The 17836-nt window shown below is 66.9% G+C and carries 21 protein-coding genes; 7 read left to right on the forward strand and 14 right to left on the reverse strand.

Annotated elements, in window-relative coordinates; all coding sequences use genetic code 11:
- Window position 1: 1 nt before the first annotated feature.
- The 9 genes from O9281_RS09010 to O9281_RS09050 form a co-directional block, all read right to left on the reverse strand.
- A complete protein-coding gene (locus O9281_RS09010) occupies window positions 2-568 on the reverse strand; it encodes a hypothetical protein (RefSeq protein ID WP_298184754.1) in 567 nt (188 codons plus the stop codon).
- A gap of 127 nt (window positions 569-695) precedes the next feature.
- Entirely contained in the window at window positions 696-1187 is a 492-nt protein-coding gene (locus O9281_RS09015; RefSeq protein WP_298185023.1) for a demethoxyubiquinone hydroxylase family protein, read from the reverse strand.
- A gap of 20 nt (window positions 1188-1207) precedes the next feature.
- Window positions 1208-1669 carry a disulfide bond formation protein B gene (locus tag O9281_RS09020; protein WP_298184756.1) on the reverse strand — a complete coding sequence of 154 codons (462 nt, stop codon included), beginning with the start codon at window positions 1667-1669 and terminating at the stop codon, window positions 1208-1210.
- A 4-nt stretch (window positions 1670-1673) separates the two neighbouring features.
- Window positions 1674-3011, reverse strand: a complete 1338-nt coding sequence (locus O9281_RS09025) for a S41 family peptidase (RefSeq protein ID WP_298184758.1) — start codon at window positions 3009-3011, stop codon at window positions 1674-1676.
- A gap of 88 nt (window positions 3012-3099) precedes the next feature.
- A complete protein-coding gene (locus O9281_RS09030) occupies window positions 3100-4326 on the reverse strand; it encodes a peptidoglycan DD-metalloendopeptidase family protein (protein WP_298184760.1) in 1227 nt (408 codons plus the stop codon).
- A gap of 9 nt (window positions 4327-4335) precedes the next feature.
- A complete protein-coding gene (locus tag O9281_RS09035) occupies window positions 4336-4758 on the reverse strand; it encodes a 23S rRNA (pseudouridine(1915)-N(3))-methyltransferase RlmH (RefSeq protein ID WP_298184762.1) in 423 nt (140 codons plus the stop codon).
- Window positions 4759-4771: 13 nt separating this feature from the next.
- Window positions 4772-5167 (reverse strand): ribosome silencing factor, encoded by a 396-nt coding sequence (gene rsfS / locus O9281_RS09040; protein WP_298184764.1) that lies wholly within the window; start codon window positions 5165-5167, stop codon window positions 4772-4774.
- Between the two features lie 64 nt (window positions 5168-5231).
- The gene (locus tag O9281_RS09045; RefSeq protein ID WP_298185026.1) at window positions 5232-5882 is read right to left on the reverse strand and encodes a nicotinate-nucleotide adenylyltransferase; all 651 of its coding nucleotides are present in this window, start codon (window positions 5880-5882) and stop codon (window positions 5232-5234) included.
- A gap of 1 nt (window position 5883) precedes the next feature.
- On the reverse strand, window positions 5884-7161 hold the full coding sequence (locus O9281_RS09050; protein ID WP_298184766.1) for a glutamate-5-semialdehyde dehydrogenase: 1278 nt from the start codon (window positions 7159-7161) through the stop codon (window positions 5884-5886).
- A 190-nt stretch (window positions 7162-7351) separates the two neighbouring features.
- Here O9281_RS09050 and O9281_RS09055 point away from each other — a divergent pair, with 190 nt between their 5' ends.
- The gene (locus O9281_RS09055; RefSeq protein ID WP_298184768.1) at window positions 7352-8485 is read left to right on the forward strand and encodes a M23 family metallopeptidase; all 1134 of its coding nucleotides are present in this window, start codon (window positions 7352-7354) and stop codon (window positions 8483-8485) included.
- Between the two features lie 4 nt (window positions 8486-8489).
- The gene (locus O9281_RS09060) at window positions 8490-8867 is read left to right on the forward strand and encodes a polymer-forming cytoskeletal protein (protein ID WP_298184770.1); all 378 of its coding nucleotides are present in this window, start codon (window positions 8490-8492) and stop codon (window positions 8865-8867) included.
- Between the two features lie 43 nt (window positions 8868-8910).
- Here the strand turns inward: O9281_RS09060 and O9281_RS09065 are convergent, their stop codons facing one another.
- From O9281_RS09065 to O9281_RS09075, 3 genes are all read right to left on the reverse strand, one after another.
- Entirely contained in the window at window positions 8911-10590 is a 1680-nt protein-coding gene (locus O9281_RS09065) for a long-chain fatty acid--CoA ligase (protein WP_298184772.1), read from the reverse strand.
- Between the two features lie 63 nt (window positions 10591-10653).
- Window positions 10654-11355, reverse strand: coding sequence for a DUF1013 domain-containing protein (locus O9281_RS09070; RefSeq protein WP_298184773.1), 702 nt, complete (start codon window positions 11353-11355; stop codon window positions 10654-10656).
- A 115-nt stretch (window positions 11356-11470) separates the two neighbouring features.
- Window positions 11471-12475 (reverse strand): NAD(P)H-quinone oxidoreductase, encoded by a 1005-nt coding sequence (locus O9281_RS09075; RefSeq protein WP_298184774.1) that lies wholly within the window; start codon window positions 12473-12475, stop codon window positions 11471-11473.
- 94 nt (window positions 12476-12569) lie between these two features.
- On the opposite strand from O9281_RS09075, the gene O9281_RS09080 reads away from it, so the two are divergent.
- From O9281_RS09080 to O9281_RS09100, 5 genes are all read left to right on the forward strand, one after another.
- On the forward strand, window positions 12570-12773 hold the full coding sequence (locus O9281_RS09080; RefSeq protein ID WP_298184776.1) for a DUF1192 domain-containing protein: 204 nt from the start codon (window positions 12570-12572) through the stop codon (window positions 12771-12773).
- 116 nt (window positions 12774-12889) lie between these two features.
- Window positions 12890-15253 carry an ATP-dependent Clp protease ATP-binding subunit ClpA gene (gene clpA / locus O9281_RS09085; protein WP_298184778.1) on the forward strand — a complete coding sequence of 788 codons (2364 nt, stop codon included), beginning with the start codon at window positions 12890-12892 and terminating at the stop codon, window positions 15251-15253.
- Window positions 15254-15325: 72 nt separating this feature from the next.
- Window positions 15326-15727, forward strand: coding sequence for a group II truncated hemoglobin (locus tag O9281_RS09090; protein WP_298184780.1), 402 nt, complete (start codon window positions 15326-15328; stop codon window positions 15725-15727).
- 11 nt (window positions 15728-15738) lie between these two features.
- Window positions 15739-16314, forward strand: a complete 576-nt coding sequence (locus tag O9281_RS09095; protein WP_298184782.1) for a DUF1275 family protein — start codon at window positions 15739-15741, stop codon at window positions 16312-16314.
- Window positions 16315-16454: 140 nt separating this feature from the next.
- Complete coding sequence (locus tag O9281_RS09100) at window positions 16455-16970, forward strand: DUF1993 domain-containing protein (RefSeq protein WP_298184784.1); 516 nt, start codon at window positions 16455-16457, stop codon at window positions 16968-16970.
- Between the two features lie 18 nt (window positions 16971-16988).
- Here the strand turns inward: O9281_RS09100 and O9281_RS09105 are convergent, their stop codons facing one another.
- Both O9281_RS09105 and O9281_RS09110 read right to left on the reverse strand, forming a co-directional pair.
- On the reverse strand, window positions 16989-17270 hold the full coding sequence (locus O9281_RS09105; protein ID WP_298184786.1) for a DUF167 domain-containing protein: 282 nt from the start codon (window positions 17268-17270) through the stop codon (window positions 16989-16991).
- Entirely contained in the window at window positions 17251-17835 is a 585-nt protein-coding gene (locus O9281_RS09110) for a gamma carbonic anhydrase family protein (protein ID WP_298184788.1), read from the reverse strand. Before O9281_RS09110 ends, O9281_RS09105 begins: the two co-directional genes overlap by 20 nt.
- Between the last annotated feature and the right edge of the window lies 1 nt (window position 17836).

The raw sequence follows: 17836 nt of genomic DNA on the forward strand, positions 1-17836 counted from the left end.
CTTATTGGCCTTCGGGCTTCTTCGCGGCTTCGGATTTGCTGGCGGCGGCATCATCGGCCTGACCGGCAGCTTCCTGCGCCTTGCGGCGTTCCTCGTACTGGCGCTCCAGCGCTTCGACATCGGTCTGGGTCTTGGCCGCCTCGGCATCGATCGTCGAGAGCCGCTTGGCGCGTTCTTCGGCGATCAGTTCGGCAAAGCGCAGGCCCTCGTCGCTCTGCTTCTCGGCATAGGCGGCGTCGATCAACCGGCCCGAACAGCCGGTCCACCCGCCGGCACCGACCGGCGAGCAGCTCATCGTCCCGGTCCTGCCGACGCGCTCATAGGCCAGCACCTTGTTGTTCCAGGCCTCGTTCTGGGGCGAGCTGGACTGGCGCAGGATCGACGGGATGCGGAACCGCTCGGCCTCTTCCTTGCGGGCGCAGACGGTGATCGTGTCGCCTTCGGACACCGGGCACTCGTCATTGCCGTAGACGATCAGCTGGTTGACCTTGGGCTCGGGCGCGTCCTGGGCCAGGGCCGGAACGGCAGGTACCAGCAACAGGGCGGCAAGTGTGCTCAGACGGCGCATTGAGTGCATCTCCTGTGCCGCTTGAGCGGCAGTTGTGTGCCTTTAATAGGCACCTGAAGCGCTGAATGACAGCTGAAGCGGCGGCTGTCCTTGCGCCCCATCAAATATGGACGTCAAATATCGGCCTTCAGACCCGCTCGGCCACCCGGATTGCCAGCCGGCAGCCCAGCCGGATCGCGCTCGAAAGCAGCGGATAGGCGGGTGCCTGTTCCGCCCCGGCGGCCAGCGCCGCCTCCTTGTGGGCGCGCTCGTCATCGCGGAACTTGCGGATCATCTCGGCCAGTTCGGGATCGGAATCGCCAAGTTCTTCAAGCTGTTGCGTATAGTGCCGGTCAATCTCGGTCTCGATCGCGGCGGTGCAGGCCATCGCCGCCTTCGGCCCGATCAGCGCCGTCGCCGCCCCCAGGGCATAGCCGGCCGCGCCCCACAGCGGCTGCAGCGCCGTCGGCCGCACCCCGCGCTGGGCCAGCAGGGCATCGAACTTGCGACGGTGCTCGGCCTCCTGCTCGGCCATATGCGCGATTTCCCCGGCATGCGGCGCCCGGTCGCCCATCACCGCCATCTGCCCGGCGTAAATGCAGGTCGCGCCATATTCGCCCGCCTGGTCAACCCGCAGCATCCGGGCGGTATCGGCCTTGGTCACTTGGTACCTCCTTCGCGCCGCAGCAGGCCGAAAATCGCCAGTGCCGCAGCGGTTGAAATCAGGAAATTGTAACCCGCGAGCGAGATTCCGAACAGGGTCCAGGGGGCCACGTCGCAGCGCACGATCGGCGCATTGAGGATCGCCTCGAGCGGATCGCCGCCAGCCTGCGCCACGGTGGCGCAACCGGTGATCCCTTCCCACCAGCCATATTCGACCCCGGCATGAAACGCCCCGATCAGGCCCGAGGCCAGGATCGCCAGCGCCGCCAATGCAGTCCAGACCTTCTGCCCCGGCCGCGCCAGCCCGATCACGGCAAGCGCCAGCGCGACGAAGTGCGGATAGCGCTGCCACCAGCACATCTCGCAGGGGTACAGCCCGAAGCCATATTGCGACACATAGGCCCCGCCGAGCAAGGCCAGCGGAGTGGCCAGGGCCAGGGTATTCGCCGTGCGGTTCATCGCTTTACTTGCCCTTCACCGCCAGCGCCGCACGCCCGCCGCGGCGGAGCGTTTCCATGGCGTAATGCAGCTGGAAGTCGGTGATGCCCTTGGCCTTCAGCTCCTCGGCGCTCATCTTGAAGCGCGGATCGTCCTGCCGGTCGGTCTCCAGCTGCTTGTCCTCGACCCCCAGCTCGTTGACGAGGTGGCGGCGCAGGTCGCTCTCGCGCAGGGTGAACTCGGCGCGGCGGCGCGCATCGGGGTCGGAGATCTGCGGCACGCGGATATCGGGTTCGATCCCGCCTTCCTGCACGGACTTGCCCGAAGGCGTGTAATAGCGCGCCGTGGTGAGCTTTACGGCGCGCGTCCGGTCCAGCTCGAACAGCGACTGGACGCTGCCCTTGCCAAAGCTGCGCTCGCCCATGATCAGCGCGCGGCGCTGGTCCTGCAGCGCCCCGGCGACGATTTCCGAGGCCGAGGCCGAGCCGGCATCGATCAGCACGATCACCGGCAGGCCCTTGGCCGCATCGCCCGGGATCATCTCCTCGGCCCGGTAGAACTCGTTGTCGCGCGGGTTACGGCCGCGCTGCGAGACAATATCGCCCTTGTTCAGGAACAGGTCGGACAAGGCGACCGCCTCGTCCAGCGAACCGCCCGGATTCTGCCGGAGGTCGAGCACGAGGCCGGTCAGCCGCCCGCCCGCCTGCTTGCGCAGGTCAGTGATCGCGCCGCCGACATCCGCCCCGACATCGCGCGAGAACTCGTTGACCGAGATGACGCCGATGTCCTTTTCCAGCTTCCAGGTCACCGGCTCGAGGTCGATTACGCCGCGCGTCACGGTCACGTCAAAGGGTTCGTCGCGACCCTCGCGGAAAATCGTCAGGCGGATCGCCGTGCCGGCTTCGCCGCGCATCCGGGCCACCGCATCGTCCAGCTCGATCCCGTAGATCAGCTTGCCATCGAGGTGGGTGATATAGTCCCCGGCCTTGACCCCGGCCCGATCAGCCGGGCTGCCCTTCATCGGCGCGATCACGCGAACGGCGCCATCGTCCATCCCGACCGAGAGGCCGAGACCCGAGTAGTTGCCGTCGATCATGTTGGTCAGCCGTTGGAGCGAGGCCCCTTCGACGTAACTGGAATGCGGATCGAGCGCCGCCAGCATGCCCTCGATCGCGCCGTTGATCAGCTTGGTATCGTCAACCTGTTCGACATACTGCGCCTTGACGATCTGGTAGACCGTGAACAGCCGGTTGAACTGCGCGCTCGACCGGCCTTCGACCGCCGCCAGTCCCGCAGTCGTGGCCGGGATCAGCGCCACTGCGCCGACCAGCAGCGCGGCGCGGAGAAAAGATGCGGCTTTCATGCGTTCAGCGACCTTTCGCCTGGGGAGTGTCCCACAGTCAGTTTCAGCCCGTTCTATCGCGCAGCGCGGCTTAACGCCAGATGGCCGGTCACGCGCCAAGCTGGTCGAGCGGATTCACCGCCTCGCCATCCTTGCGCAGTTCCAGCGTGATCCGCGGCTGGCCCGCGCCGGCCCTGCCGAGCGGCGAGCCAGGGACCAGCCGCTGGCCAACGCTGGCGTCCAGCGCGGCAAGGCCGGTCACCAGCGAGGTCCAGCCGCCGCCGTGTTCGATGATCACGATCTGGCCATAGCCCCGGTAAGGGCCGGCAAAGGCCACCCGCCCGCCCGCCGGAGCGACCACCTGGGCACCCGGCCGGGCGGCGATCGTCAGTCCGCGCGAGCGCGGCAAGCCGGGCTGTTCCGCCCCGAAACCCGCCACAACCGAACCGGCGAGCGGCAAGGTGAAGCCGGGCAGCCGCACAATCGCGGCAGCCGTGACGACCGGATCGGGCGCAGTTCGCGCGGCGGTCGGCTGGGCGGGGCGCAAGACCGGCCCCGGCAGGGCGGCAAGGGCTGCGCGGCGCCGCGCGGCGGCATCGAGTTCCCCAACCAGCCCGCCGAGATCGCGGGCCTGCTCGGCCAGGGCGAGGGCGCGATCGGCTTCTCGCGCGGCGAGGCCACCCGCCGCGCGAGCGGCCAGGCGCTGGCGCGATTCGATCGCCGCCAGCGCCTGGCGCCGCTCGGCCAGATTGCGCTGGGTCTGGCGCAAGGCGGCAGCATTGGCCCGGGCCTGTTGCTCCAAGGCCTGGCTGCGCCGCAGCTCGGCCCGCAGATCGGCGGTGCGGCGCGCAATCTCAGGCAGCATGGCATCCAGCGTTGCGCGCAGATAGACCGCTTCCTGCAGGCTGCCGGGCCGCAGCAGGGCAAGGCTGGCCGGCCGTCGTGACAGCCGCTGCAGGGCTGCGGTCAGGCGGATCAACGGCCGCTGCCGCTCGGCCAGCCGGGCGCGCAGGGCCGCCCGGTCACGTGCGATCAACCGCGCGCGCGCTTCGCTCGCGGCGATACCGGCTTCGGCCTGCTGGATCCGCGCGGCCAGCCCGGCGGCTTCCTGGATGGAGGCATCGACCGCCGCGCTCGCCTGGCGAGCGGCAGCCTCATAATCAGCAGCGCGCCGTTCGGCCGCGCGTCCGGCAGCCTGGGCCTCGGCCAGGGCGCGCTGCAGGCTGGCAGGATCATCCGGCGTAGGCCGCATGAGAACCGGGTCCTGCGCGGCCACGGTCATGGCACCGCCCAGCACGGCCAGCGGGATCAGGATCAGGGCAAGCCGCTGCTTCATCGGCGCGTCTTATCCCGAACGATGATAGGGATGGCCAGCCAGAATAGCCGTGGCCCGCCACAATTGTTCGGCCAGCATGGCCCGGACCATCAGGTGCGGCCAGGTCATCGGGCCGAATCCGAGCAGGAGATCGGCCTGGCCGCGCGCGGCATCGCCATGGCCATCGGCCGCGCCAATCAGGAACCGCGCTTCGCGCACGCCATCGTCGCGCCAGCGGCCCAGCAGGGCGGCGAATTGTTCGGAAGAAAGCTGCTTGCCGCGCTCATCGAGCAGGACCTCGCGCGCGGGGGCGAGCGGCGGGGGTATCGTGCCGCCCTGGTCGGGCAATTCGGTCAGGACCAGTGGCCAGGTTATACGCCTGGCATAGCGGGCAACCAGATCGGCTTCGGGTGAACGGCCGATCTTGCCGCGGGCAATCACATGCAGGCGCATGACAGCGTGGGGATCAGGCCGCGCCCGAATCCCCGAAGGCCCACATCCGCTCGAGGTTGTAGAAGCTGCGCACTTCCGGGCGGAACAGGTGGACCACCACGTCGCCCGCGTCGATCAGCACCCAGTCGGCCGCCGGCAGACCTTCGATCCGGACATGGCCGAAGCCGCCCTGCTTGACCCGTTCGGCGAGCTTCTGCGCCATCGAGGCGACCTGGCGCGTCGAACGACCGCTCGCGATCACCATATGATCGGCGATCGAGCTTTTGCCTTCGAGCGGGATCGAGACAATCTCCTGCGCCTGGTCATCGTCCAGTGACTGGAGCACGAGGGCGTGGAGCGAACCCGGTTCCGAGGGCGGAAGCGGGACAGGGGTGCCGGCTGCGGCCGGAGCGTGCGTATCAGGTGTCATGCAGGGTATGGTGGCTCCTTGGGGCGGGCAGCGCGGTTGGGCGCGGGAAAAGAACCCTCGCCGTTCATGGCATGTCGGGATCGACTGGATGGTGCGTCAGCGGATCCCTGAAGGTGCCTGCGCCAAGACGGCGGGCCCAGTCTGGATCGGCGCGGCGAATGGCTGTCGCCGAACGCGGATCGGGATCGAAACGCAAATGTATCAGCGCGGGTGCGCTCCATCCTGCCCGGTTTGCAAAGCTGGCTGCAGATCGCCGGTATCGACCAAGCCAGGCCGCAGCGGGGCTCGCCGCAGCGAGGCCATCATAGCCGGGCCGGGCGATAACCGCAATCGGCATGGTGCGGGCGATCCGGCGCCAGTCACGCCAGCGGTGAAACTGGGCGAGGTTATCGCCGCCCATCAGCCAGATGAAGCGATTCCTGGGATAACGCCGCCGCAGCGCCGCGAGGGTATCGACAGTATAGATCGTTCCCAGTTCGCGCTCGATCGCGGTTGGCACGATTCGCGCCCGGCGCGACTGCTTTCGCGCCGAACCCAGCCGCGCCGCCAGCGGGGCCATCCCGGCGCTGGGCTTCAGCGGATTGCCGGGCGAAACCAGCCACCACACGGCATCGAGCCCCAGCGCCTCAAGCGCGAAGAGACTGATCCGCCGGTGCCCGCCGTGCGCCGGGTTGAAGCTGCCGCCAAGGAGGCCGATCCGTTGCAGGGCGCCCAGCCTAGGGCCGCACCTGGCCGGTGCCGCGCACCAGCCACTTGTAGGTCGTCAGCCCTTCCAGCGCGACCGGGCCGCGCGCATGCAGCCGCCCGGTGGCGATCCCGATTTCAGCGCCCAGCCCGAATTCGCCGCCATCGGCAAATTGGCTGGAGGCATTGTGCATCACGATCGCGCTGTCGACTTCGGCCAGAAAGCGCTCGGCAGCGGCAGCATCCTCGGTCACGATTGCATCGGTATGGTGCGAGCCGTGGCGGGCGATGTGATCGAGTGCGGCGTCCAGCCCGTCGACCACCGCAACCGCCAGGATGGCATCGAGGTACTCGGTATCCCAATCTTCCACACTGGCCGGGGCAATCCGGGGATCGAGTGCGGCAGCGCGGGCATCGCCGCGCAGCTCGCAGCCGGCATCGAGCAGCGCGCCAACCAGCGCCGGAGCGGCGGGATAGGTCGCATCGATCAGCAGGGTTTCCATCGCGCCGCAGATTCCGGTGCGCCGCAGCTTGGCATTGACCGCGATCGCCACGGCCTTGGCCGGATCGGCGGCGGAGTGGATAAAGGTGTGGTTGATCCCGTCAAGGTGGGCCAGAACCGGCACCCGCGCATCGGCCTGGACCCGCGCGACCAGGCTTTTCCCGCCGCGCGGCACGATCATGTCGATCTGCCCGGCAGCGGTCAGCATGGATCCCACCACAGCGCGATCCTGGCTCGGCACCAGTTGCACCGCGGCCTCCGGTACCCCGGCCGAAACCAGCCCGCGGACCAGCGCCGCGTGGATCGCCCGGTTGGAATGGACCGCCTCGCTGCCACCCCTCAGCAGTGCGGCATTGCCCGAACCCAGGCACAGCGCGGCCGCATCGGCAGTCACGTTGGGGCGACTTTCATAGATAATCCCGATCAGCCCGATCGGCACCCGAACCCGCTCCAGCACCAGCCCGTTGGGTCGCTCCGTCCGGTCGATCGTCCGACCAACCGGATCGGGCAGATCGGCCACCGCCGCCACGGCATCGGCGATCCCCGCCAGCCGCGCCTCGTCCAGCCGCAAGCGGTCGAGCATGGCCGCGCTGAGGCCTCGAGCTGCACCGGCTGCCATGTCCTCGGCATTGGCAGCCAGGATCACGGCGCTGTCTTCACGAAGGGCCCGGGCAGCAGCACGCAGGGCAGCTGAGCGGGCCGCGGAATCCATCCGCGCCAGCACGGCCTGGGCCTTGCGGCCGTCGGCGGCGAGGCGGGCCACGAGCGAATCGGGGCTGTCGATCAGGGGGGCGGAGGCGGCGTTCATGATGACCCCGCGCCTAACACCGGGCACCGAGTCATCGCAACGCCAATCGATTCGTCGCGCGAGTCATGCGATTCAACGACAAGCCCCCAACCCGGATTCGCTACTGCCCGGTGAAGCTGCTAGCGGGCCGCATCGTCTGAACAGACAAAAGCTTGGGGTCGTCTTGCAAAAATTGACAGCTGGCGGGGTCATGGACCGCCTGCGGAGCTGGTTCCCGGATCGCGAGTTTTTCATGCGGTCGCAGGGGCAGGTCCGTTTTATCAAGGTTTCGGGGCGGATCCAGATGATCGGCGCGGGCGTTATCGCCGCGCTGCTGCTTGCCTGGCTGGGTTCGATGACGGCCATGGCCGTGTCACAGTATCTTTCGGCCCGCGACCGCGTGGCCTTGCTGAACCGCGAGGCCAAAGTGGCGACCGCGGAAAGCCGCGTGGCCGAATATCGCGACGACTTGAAAAGCGTGGCCGACGACCTGACCCGCCGCCAGGACGCGCTCGAGAAGATGACCGAAGCCCTGCCCGATGACATCGCCGGGACCGGCACTGTGTCCGATTCGAGCGGTGAAGCCGCCAAGACGATCGACAAGGTCAGTGCAGCCCTGCCCGAAGCCGCTGGCCTGGCCCGGATCGAAGCCCGCCAGCTTGCCCTGGTGGAGCGGCTGACCCGCTTTGCCGACCACCGCGCCGCCACCGCAGCCAACCGGATCCGGGCGCTCGGCCTCGATCCCAAGGCCATGCTGGCCCGGCTCGACGATCGCAGCGCGATGGGTGGTCCGCTGATCGAACTGTTCGGCCCCGCCCGCCGCAGCCTTGACCCCCGCTTCGTGCGGCTTGGTGTCAGCCTTGAACGGATGGAAGCGCTGGAGCGTGGTCTGGCCGGCATTCCGCAGCACTCGCCCGCCAACCTCGCCTATATCTCGTCGGGCTTTGGCTATCGTGCCGATCCCTTTACCGGCGGTGCGGCATTCCATGCTGGGCTCGATTTCAAGGGCCCGGTCGGTGCACCGATCTATGCCGCCGCAGCCGGGACCGTCAGCTTCGTTGGCAGCCAACAGGGCTATGGCAACACGGTCGAGATCGATCACGGCAATGGCCTGATGACCCGCTATGCCCACATGTCGGGCTTCCGGGCCCGGGTCGGCCAGCAGGTTGAAGCCGGGCAGGTCATCGGCCTGATCGGCAATACCGGCCGGTCGACCGGGCCGCACCTGCACTTCGAAGTGCGGATCAACGATCGCGCGGTCAATCCGCGACCCTTCCTGAAGGCCGCCAGCAATGTTCTCCAAGAAACCGGCAGCGGCGGCGCCGCGCCCAGCAACAGGCGGTAACCCCATGCGTGGATCGACTTTCTCGGTTCTTGGCGCTGATATGGCGATCAAGGGCAATGTCACGGCTTCGACCGACCTGCACATCGACGGCAAGGTTGAAGGCGATGTGACCTGCAGCGCGCTGGTCCAGGGCGAGACCGGCGAGATCGTCGGTGCGATCAAGGCCGAAAGCGCGCGGCTGGCCGGGATTGTCCGCGGTTCGATCTCGGCACGCGAGCTGGTGATCCTCAAGACCGCCCGGATCCACGGCGATGTGCATTATGACGCCCTGACGATCGAGCAGGGTGCGCAGGTCGATGGCCGCTTTGCCCCACGCGGCGTCGGCCAGCCCGAAGACAGCCCGGCCGAAAGCATCGAGAAGCTGCTGACCCTGGCCGGTTGAACCCTGGCTAGTTGCACCTTGGCCAGTTGATCGGCCGCGCCGCCTAGCTGACGCCCACCTCGGCCCGCAGCGCCTTGCGGTCCAGCTTGCCGATCATGGTCTTCGGCAGGCTTTCGCGCACGACCACGGCATCGACTCGCTCGTGCCTGCCAAGCTGGCCGTTGAGCCATTTGGCCAGCGCCTCGCCGCTCTCGCTCGCCCCGGCCATCAGCGTGACATAGGCACGCGGAGTTTCGCCGCGATAGGGATCGGCTACCCCGATCACCAGCGCCTCCTTCACCGACGGGTGGCGCAGCAGCACGGCTTCGACTTCGCTCGGAAAGACCTTGAAGCCACCGACGGCAATCATGTCCTTGATCCGGTCGACGATCCGCAGATAGCCGCCCGGCTCCAGCACGGCGACATCGCCGGTGCGCAGCCAGCGGCCATCGGGCCGCTCGGCAAAGGCGTGCAGCGCCTCTTCAGGGCGACGCCAGTAACCGCGCATCACCTGCGGACCCTGGATCGCCAGTTCGCCTGGCTCGCCATCCGGTGCATCGCGGGTCGGATCCTCCTTGTCGAGCAGGCGTATCCGCGTGGCCGGAATCGGCTGTCCAATCGTGCCGGTGCGCTCCTCGCCCTGATAGGGATTGGCCGAGGCGACCCCGGCGGTTTCGGTCAGGCCATAGCCTTCGACCAGCCGCGCCCCGCTGGCAGCCTCGAACCGCTCCTTGAGCGGGCCGGGCAGCGGCGCGCCGCCCGAAATGCAGATCCGCAGCGAGGAGAAATCGGTCTTGCCGCAATCGGGATGATCGAGCAGCGCCTGGTACATCGTCGGCACGCCCGGCATGGCCGTGGCCTCGACCCGCTGCAGCGTCTTGAGGCACTGACCAGCATCGAACCGCGGCAACATGGCGATGCAGCCGCCGTTCACGACAGTACGGTTGAGCACGCAGATGTTGGCGAAGACGTGGAACATCGGCAGCACGCCCATGATCACGTCACGCTCGCCCGCCTGGGGGTCGATCGCCATCACCTGGCGAGTGTTGGCGGTAATGTTCTGGTGCGTCAGCATCGCGCCCTTGGGGGTGCCGGTGGTGCCGCCGGTATACTGCAGCAGGGCCAGATCTTCTTCCGGGTCGATTGCCAAGGGCTGGGGCGCACCATCGGCCAGGACATCGTCCCATCGCAACGCCCTGGCGGGAACCTTGCTGAGCGACTTGCGCGCAAACAGCCGCATGCCCACACCCTTGGCCCAGGGCAATTGCGCGGCGAGCGAGCCGACCACCAGCCATTCGAGCGCGGACTGCTCCTGCACCGCCAGCGCGGTGGGCAGGAGAGCCGACGAATCGACAGTGACCAGCAGCCGCGCACCCGAATCCGCCACCTGCGCGGTCAGTTCCGCCACAGTGTAGAGCGGCGAGAAATTGACCACGGTCGCACCCGCCAGCATCGCGCCGTAATAGGCCGAAACATAGATCGGCACATTCGGCAGGAACAGGCCGATCCGGTCACCCTTGGCAATGCCCAGCTGCTGGAGTCCGGTGGCGAAGGCCTGCGCCTCGGCATGGAGCTGCGCATAAGTGAAGCGCCGCCCCATGAAATCGACCAGAGGGCGGCTGCCATTGGCCCGCACCGCCTGTTCGAACATCTCCGGCACCGACAGCGGCGGGAACACCATATCCCATGGATTGGGGTGCGCGTAATGCTCGCGCCAAGGTTCGCTGGCCTTGCTGACAGTCATGTCAGTCAAGGTGGCTGCTGTTCGGCCTGGGCGCAAGCGGCATCAGCCGCCTGTCATGAAAAATCAGGCTTCGTCCGTCGCTTCCGCAGCACGCTTGGCCTCAAGCCAGGCCGCAGCCTCTGCTTCCTGGGCCGCTTCGGCCGCCGCCTTGCTGGCAGCATCGCGTTCGGCGCGCAGTTCCTCGATCAGTGCCTCGCGATCATCGCCCAGCCGCGCATCGTCGCCCGCTTCGTCAGCCAGACCGGCCTTCTTGGCGGCCTTGGCCACGATCGCATCGAGCTCGCGCTGGCTGCACAGGCCCAGGGTAACCGGGTCCTTTGGCTGGATGTTGGCGATGTTCCAGTGGCTGCGATCGCGGATCGCGGCGATGGTATTGCGGGTCGTGCCGATCAGCTTGCCGATCTGGGCATCGGAAATCTCGGGATGGTTGCGCAGGATCCAGGCGATGCCGTCGGGCTTGTCCTGGCGCTTCGACACGGGCGTATAGCGCGGGCCCTTGGTGCGGCTGACCGTGACCGGTGCCTTCTGCATCTTCAGGGCATAGGCCGGATCGGCCTGGCCACGCTCGATCTCGGCCATGGTCAGTTCGCCGGCCCGGACCGGATCGCGCCCGGTGTACTTGCTGCTGGCCAGATCATCGGCCATCGCCTGCACTTCGAGGATGTGCAGGCCGCAGAACTCGGCAATCTGCTCGAACGACAGCGCGGTGTTGTCGACCAGCCAGGAAGCGGTGGCGTGCGGCATCAGCGGGGTGGGTTGGGTCACGACCAGGAACTCCGTCGAGGAGAAAGACTTCTCCGTCAGAAATAGATAGGGCCGCCCCTTGCGGAGCGGCCGTTCGGGCGGCAATTTAGGGCGATTCCTTCAAAAGGGCAAGGATTCATCCGGCCTTGAGGACAATCTTGCCAATGTGGGCGCCCGCCTCCATCCGCGCATGGGCGGCGGCCGCATCGGCCAGGGCAAAGGTCTGGTCCATGATCGGACGCAGCGCGCCGCTCTCCACCAGCGGCCAGGCCGACTGGGCGATTTCCTGAGCCAGCAGCGCCTTGAACCCGTTCGAACGTGGGCGAAGCGTCGATCCGGTGAGGGTCAGCCGCCGGACCATCACCTGCGCCATGTTGATCTCGGCCCGCACCCCGCCCTGAACGGCGATGGTCACGTGGCGGCCGTCTTCCCTGAGGCATTGCAGGTTGCGCGCGACATAGTCGCCCGCCACCATGTCGAGCACCAGTTCCACGCCCTGGCCACCCGTGATGCGCTTCACTTCCTCGACGAAATCCTGCGCCTTGTAATCGATCGCGTGGTCGGCCCCGATTTGCAGCGCGGCGGCGCACTTGTCGGCCCCGCCACAGGTAACGATCACCGTCAGCCCGAACAGCTTGCCCAGCATGATCGCCATCGAGCCAATCCCGCTCGTGCCGCCGTGGACCAGGATCGTCTCCCCATCGCGGGCATAGCCGCGCTCGAACACGTTGTGCCACACGGTGAACAGCGTTTCGGGCAGGGCCGCAGCCTGATCGAGCGGCAGGCCCTCCGGCACCGGCAGGCAATGGTCGGCTTCGGCCAGGCAATAGTCGGCATAGCCGCCGCCCGAAACCAGCGCGCAGACCGGTTGACCGAGCAGCACGGTATCCACCCCCGTGCCCAGCGCCACTACGGTTCCGGAAATCTCCAAGCCGGGAATCGGCGAGGCCCCCGGCGGCGGCGGATAGAAACCCTGACGCTGGACAACATCGGGCCGGTTCACCCCGGCATAGGCGACGCGGATTAGCACTTGCCCGGCACCCGGTTGCGGGACGGGCTGACGCACCGGGCGTAGAACTTCCGGCCCGCCGGGCGCATCGAACCCAACCGCAATCATCGTTTCGGGAAGCGTTTCAGCCATTTGTCGGCCCCTGTGGCATCGATGTCACTCTGGCATGGGCCTAGCCTTTGGTTCGGTTGACAGCAAGCGCGCGAAGGGTGAATCTGCGTTTGCGATGGACGATGATGACCGCCCCCGCCCGAACCGCGATGCCGCCAGCCTGCTGGCCGGTGAAAGCCTCGATCGTTATTCGCAGGATGAGCTGGCCGAACGGATCGCCCTGCTCGAAGCGGAGATTGTCCGGATCAAGGCTCACCGCGACAAGGTGGCGGCGCATCGGGCGGCGGCTGAGGCCCTGTTCAGGCCATCATCGTCATGATTGGCGCCGCCCCCCTTCGCAGCGGCGGCCCGACGCACCATATAGGTTTCGCTAACCAGTACCGTTCACGCCTTTCGTTCCGCGAAGGGTTACTCTCGCCGTGGGAAGGCCGTTAAATGCCCAGTTTCGCCCAGAGCCTCGAAAAGACGCTGCACGCCGCGCTCACCAATGCGTCGGACCGCAGCCATGAGTATGCGACGCTCGAACACCTCTTGCTGGCGCTGATCGATGATCCGGATGCCGCGCAGGTGATGCAGGCCTGCGGGGTGGAGCTGGGCGAACTGGGCGACGTGGTGCGCCAGTACCTCGACCAGGAGTATCAGAGCCTGAAGACCGAGGAGAAGGGCGATCCCACGCCGACCGCTGGCTTCCAGCGGGTGATCCAGCGCGCGATCCTGCACGTCCAGTCCTCCGGCAAGGATACAGTGACCGGGGCCAATGTGCTGGTCGCGCTGTTTTCCGAGCGCGATTCCTATGCGGTCTACTTCCTGCAGCAGCAGGACATGAGCCGGCTCGATGCGGTCAGCTATATCAGCCACGGGATCGGCAAGGGTGGCAAGCGGATCGAGGACAAGACCCCGCGCGGCACCGAGAACGAGAGCCCGGCCCAGGAGGAAAAGACCCAGGCCAAGGATCCCAAAAAGGAATCCGCGCTGGATCAGTTCTGCGTCAACCTCAACGAGAAGGCGCTGGCCGGCAAGGTCGATCCGCTGATCGGGCGCGGGCCGGAAGTGGACCGGACGATCCAGATCCTGTGCCGCCGCAGCAAGAACAACCCGCTTTATGTCGGGGATCCCGGCGTCGGGAAAACCGCGATCGCCGAAGGTCTGGCGCGCAAGATCGTCGAAGGCGAAGTGCCCGAGGTGCTGGCCGAAGCGGTGATCTACAGCCTCGACATGGGCGCCCTGCTGGCGGGTACGCGGTATCGCGGGGACTTCGAGGAACGGCTCAAGCAGGTAGTCTCCGAACTGGAGAAGATGCCGCACGCCGTGCTATTTATCGATGAAATTCATACGGTTATTGGCGCAGGGGCGACCAGCGGCGGGGCCATGGACGCGTCCAACCTGCTGAAGCCGGCCCTGTCGGGCGGGACGATCCGCTGCATCGGATCGACCACTTACAAGGAATTCCGCAACCACTTTGAAAAGGACCGCGCCCTGTTGCGCCGGTTCCAGAAGATTGACGTCAATGAGCCCACTATCGAGGATACCATCAAGATCCTCAGGGGCCTGCGCACCGCCTTTGAAGAGCACCACAAGGTCAAGTACACGCCCGATGCGATCAAGACCGCGGTGGAACTGTCGGCCCGTTACATCAATGACCGCAAGCTGCCCGACAAGGCGATCGACGTGATCGACGAAGTGGGCGCGATGCAGATGCTGGTGCCGCCATCGAAGCGCAAGAAGACCATCACCGCGCGCGAGATCGAGGCAGTGATCGCCACCATGGCGCGGATCCCGCCCAAGTCGGTCAGCTCTGACGATCGCCAGGCGCTCGAACACCTCGAAAAGGACCTGAAGCGGGTCGTGTTCGGTCAGGACAGGGCGATCGAGGTGCTGTCGAGCGCGATGAAGCTGAGCCGCGCGGGCCTGCGCGATCCGGACAAGCCGATCGGATCGTTCCTGTTCTCCGGCCCGACCGGGGTCGGCAAGACCGAGGTTTCCAAGCAGCTGGCCGAGATCCTGGGCATCCCGATGCAGCGCTTCGACATGTCGGAATACATGGAGCGCCATTCGGTCAGCCGCCTGATCGGCGCGCCGCCGGGCTATGTCGGGTTCGACCAGGGCGGTCTGCTGACCGATGCGGTCGACCAGCAGCCGCATTGCGTCCTGCTGCTCGACGAGATCGAGAAGGCCCACCCCGACCTGTTCAACATCCTGCTGCAGGTGATGGATAATGGCCGCCTGACCGATCATCACGGCAAGACGGTCGACTTCCGCAATGTCGTGCTGATCATGACCACCAATGCCGGCGCCAGCGACATGGCCAAGCAGGGGATCGGCTTTGGCGACGTATCCAAGGCCGATGCCGGCGATGAAGCGGTCAAGCGGATGTTCAGCCCGGAATTCCGCAACCGGCTCGATGCGATCGTACCCTTCGCCTACCTCGGCACCGAAGTTATCGCCCGGGTAGTGGACAAGTTCGTGCTCCAGCTGGAGCTCCAGCTGGCCGACCAGAACGTCCACATCCAGTTCGATGGCGATGCCCGGAAATGGCTGGGTGAGCGCGGCTATGACAAGCTCTATGGCGCGCGGCCGATGGCCCGCCTGATCCAGGAGAAGGTCAAGCAGCCGCTGGCCGAGGAGCTGCTGTTCGGCAAGCTGCGCCACGGCGGCGAGGTCCACGTTTCGGTCAAGGACAATGCCTTGTCCTTCGAGCTGACCCCGGCCCCGCCGAAGCTCGCCAAGAGCAAGGCGGAAAAGCCCGCACCAAAGCGCAAGGGCAAGGCCGAGCAGGAAAAGGGCGGCGAGGGAGATTGATTCCGATCAAGGCGGCTGTCTCTTCGCCCTGCGAGGGCAGAGACTATCACAGCCTTGTTCTGGAGCCATCCGATGACTGCAACCGCCGAAGTTCCAGCCACGAGTCCGTTTGAGCGGATCGGGGGCCATGCCGTGCTGCGCGCGATCACCGACCGGTTCTATGACCTGATGGATCAGGATCCGGCCTATGCCGACCTGCGCGCGATCCACGCCGCCGATCTGACCGAGATGCGCGCGCAGTTGCCCTCGTTCCTCGCCGGTTGGGCCGGCGGTCCGCGCGACTGGTTCGAGGCGAACCCCGGCAAGTGCATGATGAGCGCCCACGGCGGCATGGCGATCACAAGCGCTACAGCTGGGCAGTGGGCCGAAGCCATGACCCGCGCCATTATCGAAACCGAAGTGGCCGACCGCGAGATCGGTGCGGCCATGGCCGATGTGCTGAGCCGCATGGCCAAGGGCATGGCGCGGAGCTAGGCTCTGCTGCCATGAACGCGATCGATCAGTCCCGCCGCCGCCTGGCCATCGCCGCTGCCGCGCTGGCGGGGTTTGTCGATGCGGTGGGGTTCCTTTCGGCCAACAGCTATTTCGTGTCCTTCATGTCGGGCAATACGACCCGGCTGGGGGTGGATCTGGTCACCAGCCCCGCAGCTGCACTCATCCCGGCATTGCTGATCGCCGGGTTCGTGGCGGGTGTATTCGGCGGCGCGCTGCTGGCGGCTCGGGCCGGGGCGCGGCGCAAGGTGGCCGTGCTGGCGTTGGTTGCCTTGCTGCTGGCCGGGTCGGCGCTGGCCGGTGCCTTGACCCACCATTGGGTCATGCTGGCCCTGCTGGTGCTGGCGATGGGGGCGCTCAACAATACCTTCCGGCGCGATGGCGAAGTGTCGGTCGGCCTGACCTACATGACCGGGGCACTCGTCCGGTTTGCCCAGGGCGTGGCTGCCCGGCTGACCGGAACCGGTGGCGAGGGCTGGCACAACTGGCTGCTGCTGTGGATCAGTCTGGCCACCGGAGCGGTGCTGGGTGCCTATGTCCTGATCGGCTGGCCGCAGGTGGCGCTGTAGCTCGCGGCTGGCTGGGCACTGATCCTGTGCCTGTTTGCGCCACGACTAACCTGACCCCTCCCGATACCTTGATGCCTGGGGCTTGAACGTCCAGTCACTTCGCCTTATTCCAGTTTCAAATCGAAACTGGAGAGCCTGCCATGAGCCTTGCCGCAACTACCCTTGCCACCTTCGACCAGCTGCTGGGCACACTGGATCACCTGCTGGGCAAGGCGGCCGCCAGCGACCAGGGCGAGGCGCTGCTACAGGCGCGGCTGGCACCCGACATGTTCCCGCTGGCAACGCAGGTACGGTTCACGACCCAGCAGGTCTACAACACGCTGAACCGGCTGTTCGGCACCGATCATGCCGGTCCCGCAAGCGATCACGCCACCCTGGCCGAGGCCCGCGCCCATCTGGCCGAGGTCCGCGCCCTGATCGCCGCGGCCCGCGATGCCGCCCCGGTGAGCGATGACACGATGATCGAGTTCGACGTGCCCAATGGGCTGGTCTTCCGCCTGAGCGCCGCCGACTATGTCCGGGACTGGTCGATGCCGCAGTTCCATTTCCACCTGATGACCGCCTACGCGATCCTGCGCGCCAATGGGCTGGCGATCGGCAAGGCGGATTACCTGGGCTACATGATGCGGCACCTGAAGGCCCCGCCCAGCGCCTGAACCTGGCTGCTTCCGAGGCTAATCCAGCAGGCGAACCAGCTTGTCGCGCCCGGTTGCGCCGCGCAACATGCGAAGGCGTGACGTCGCGATTCCCAGCGCCTCGGCCAGCAATTCGAGCACGGCGGCGTTGGCCTTGCCGTCCTCCGGCTTGGCGCGAACCTTCACCAGCAGGCGGCCCTGTTCGATCGTGATCGCCTCACCGCGGGCGCCTGGCGTGACCCGCAGGGCCAGCCGTCCCTCGGCATCGGCCAGGGCGCGGATGGCTCCCGCCGAAGGAAGGTCAGCCCTCGGTCTGGCCAAGCAGGTGGCCGTGGGCCGCCAGCGCGGCGGCGTGGTGCTTGCCGTTCTCGACATAGTGCTTCACGCCCAGCTGCAGGCCGGCGAGCGCGCGGTCATCCAGATCCCGCATGAACTGGGCGGGTCGCCCCGACCACAGCTGCCGCGTCGGAATGCGCTTGTTAGGGGCCAATAGCGCACCGGCGGCCAGCATCCCGTCGGCCTCGATCACACAGCCGTTCATTGTCTGAGCGGCAAAGCCCACGAAGCCGCGATCCTCGATCACCGTGCCGTGGATCATCGCCATGTGGCCGATCAGCACGTCTTCGCCGATCAGGGTGGGATAGCCATCGGGCTTGCCCGGCATCGGCCCGTCGCAATGAATTACGCTGCCATCCTGCACATTGGTGCGCGCGCCGATCACGATCCGGCTAACGTCACCGCGCAGCACGCAATTGTACCAGATGGAAGCATCCGGCCCGATCTCGACATCGCCGATGATCCGGCAGCCGGGCGCGACAAAGGCGCTGTCGTGAATGCGCGGCCGCTTGCCGTGGATTTCGAGGATGGTGACGTCAGGTCGGTTCATG

Source organism: Novosphingobium sp. (assembly GCF_027531025.1).
Lineage (GTDB): Bacteria > Pseudomonadota > Alphaproteobacteria > Sphingomonadales > Sphingomonadaceae > Novosphingobium.

Coding starts and splice junctions, on each gene's coding strand:
- O9281_RS09075 (WP_298184774.1), bottom strand. CDS start 12,475: ATGGCTGAAACGCTTCCCGAAACGATGATTGCGGTTGGGTTCGATGCG.
- O9281_RS09015 (WP_298185023.1), bottom strand. CDS start 1,187: ATGCTGCGGGTTGACCAGGCGGGCGAATATGGCGCGACCTGCATTTAC.
- O9281_RS09020 (WP_298184756.1), bottom strand. CDS start 1,669: ATGAACCGCACGGCGAATACCCTGGCCCTGGCCACTCCGCTGGCCTTG.
- O9281_RS09090 (WP_298184780.1), top strand. CDS start 15,326: ATGACTGCAACCGCCGAAGTTCCAGCCACGAGTCCGTTTGAGCGGATC.
- O9281_RS09055 (WP_298184768.1), top strand. CDS start 7,352: ATGGACCGCCTGCGGAGCTGGTTCCCGGATCGCGAGTTTTTCATGCGG.
- rsfS (WP_298184764.1), bottom strand. CDS start 5,167: ATGACACCTGATACGCACGCTCCGGCCGCAGCCGGCACCCCTGTCCCG.
- O9281_RS09025 (WP_298184758.1), bottom strand. CDS start 3,011: ATGAAAGCCGCATCTTTTCTCCGCGCCGCGCTGCTGGTCGGCGCAGTG.
- O9281_RS09110 (WP_298184788.1), bottom strand. CDS start 17,835: ATGAACCGACCTGACGTCACCATCCTCGAAATCCACGGCAAGCGGCCG.
- O9281_RS09095 (WP_298184782.1), top strand. CDS start 15,739: ATGAACGCGATCGATCAGTCCCGCCGCCGCCTGGCCATCGCCGCTGCC.
- clpA (WP_298184778.1), top strand. CDS start 12,890: ATGCCCAGTTTCGCCCAGAGCCTCGAAAAGACGCTGCACGCCGCGCTC.
- O9281_RS09080 (WP_298184776.1), top strand. CDS start 12,570: ATGGACGATGATGACCGCCCCCGCCCGAACCGCGATGCCGCCAGCCTG.
- O9281_RS09060 (WP_298184770.1), top strand. CDS start 8,490: ATGCGTGGATCGACTTTCTCGGTTCTTGGCGCTGATATGGCGATCAAG.
- O9281_RS09065 (WP_298184772.1), bottom strand. CDS start 10,590: ATGACTGTCAGCAAGGCCAGCGAACCTTGGCGCGAGCATTACGCGCAC.
- O9281_RS09050 (WP_298184766.1), bottom strand. CDS start 7,161: ATGAACGCCGCCTCCGCCCCCCTGATCGACAGCCCCGATTCGCTCGTG.
- O9281_RS09100 (WP_298184784.1), top strand. CDS start 16,455: ATGAGCCTTGCCGCAACTACCCTTGCCACCTTCGACCAGCTGCTGGGC.
- O9281_RS09010 (WP_298184754.1), bottom strand. CDS start 568: ATGCGCCGTCTGAGCACACTTGCCGCCCTGTTGCTGGTACCTGCCGTT.
- O9281_RS09035 (WP_298184762.1), bottom strand. CDS start 4,758: ATGCGCCTGCATGTGATTGCCCGCGGCAAGATCGGCCGTTCACCCGAA.
- O9281_RS09030 (WP_298184760.1), bottom strand. CDS start 4,326: ATGAAGCAGCGGCTTGCCCTGATCCTGATCCCGCTGGCCGTGCTGGGC.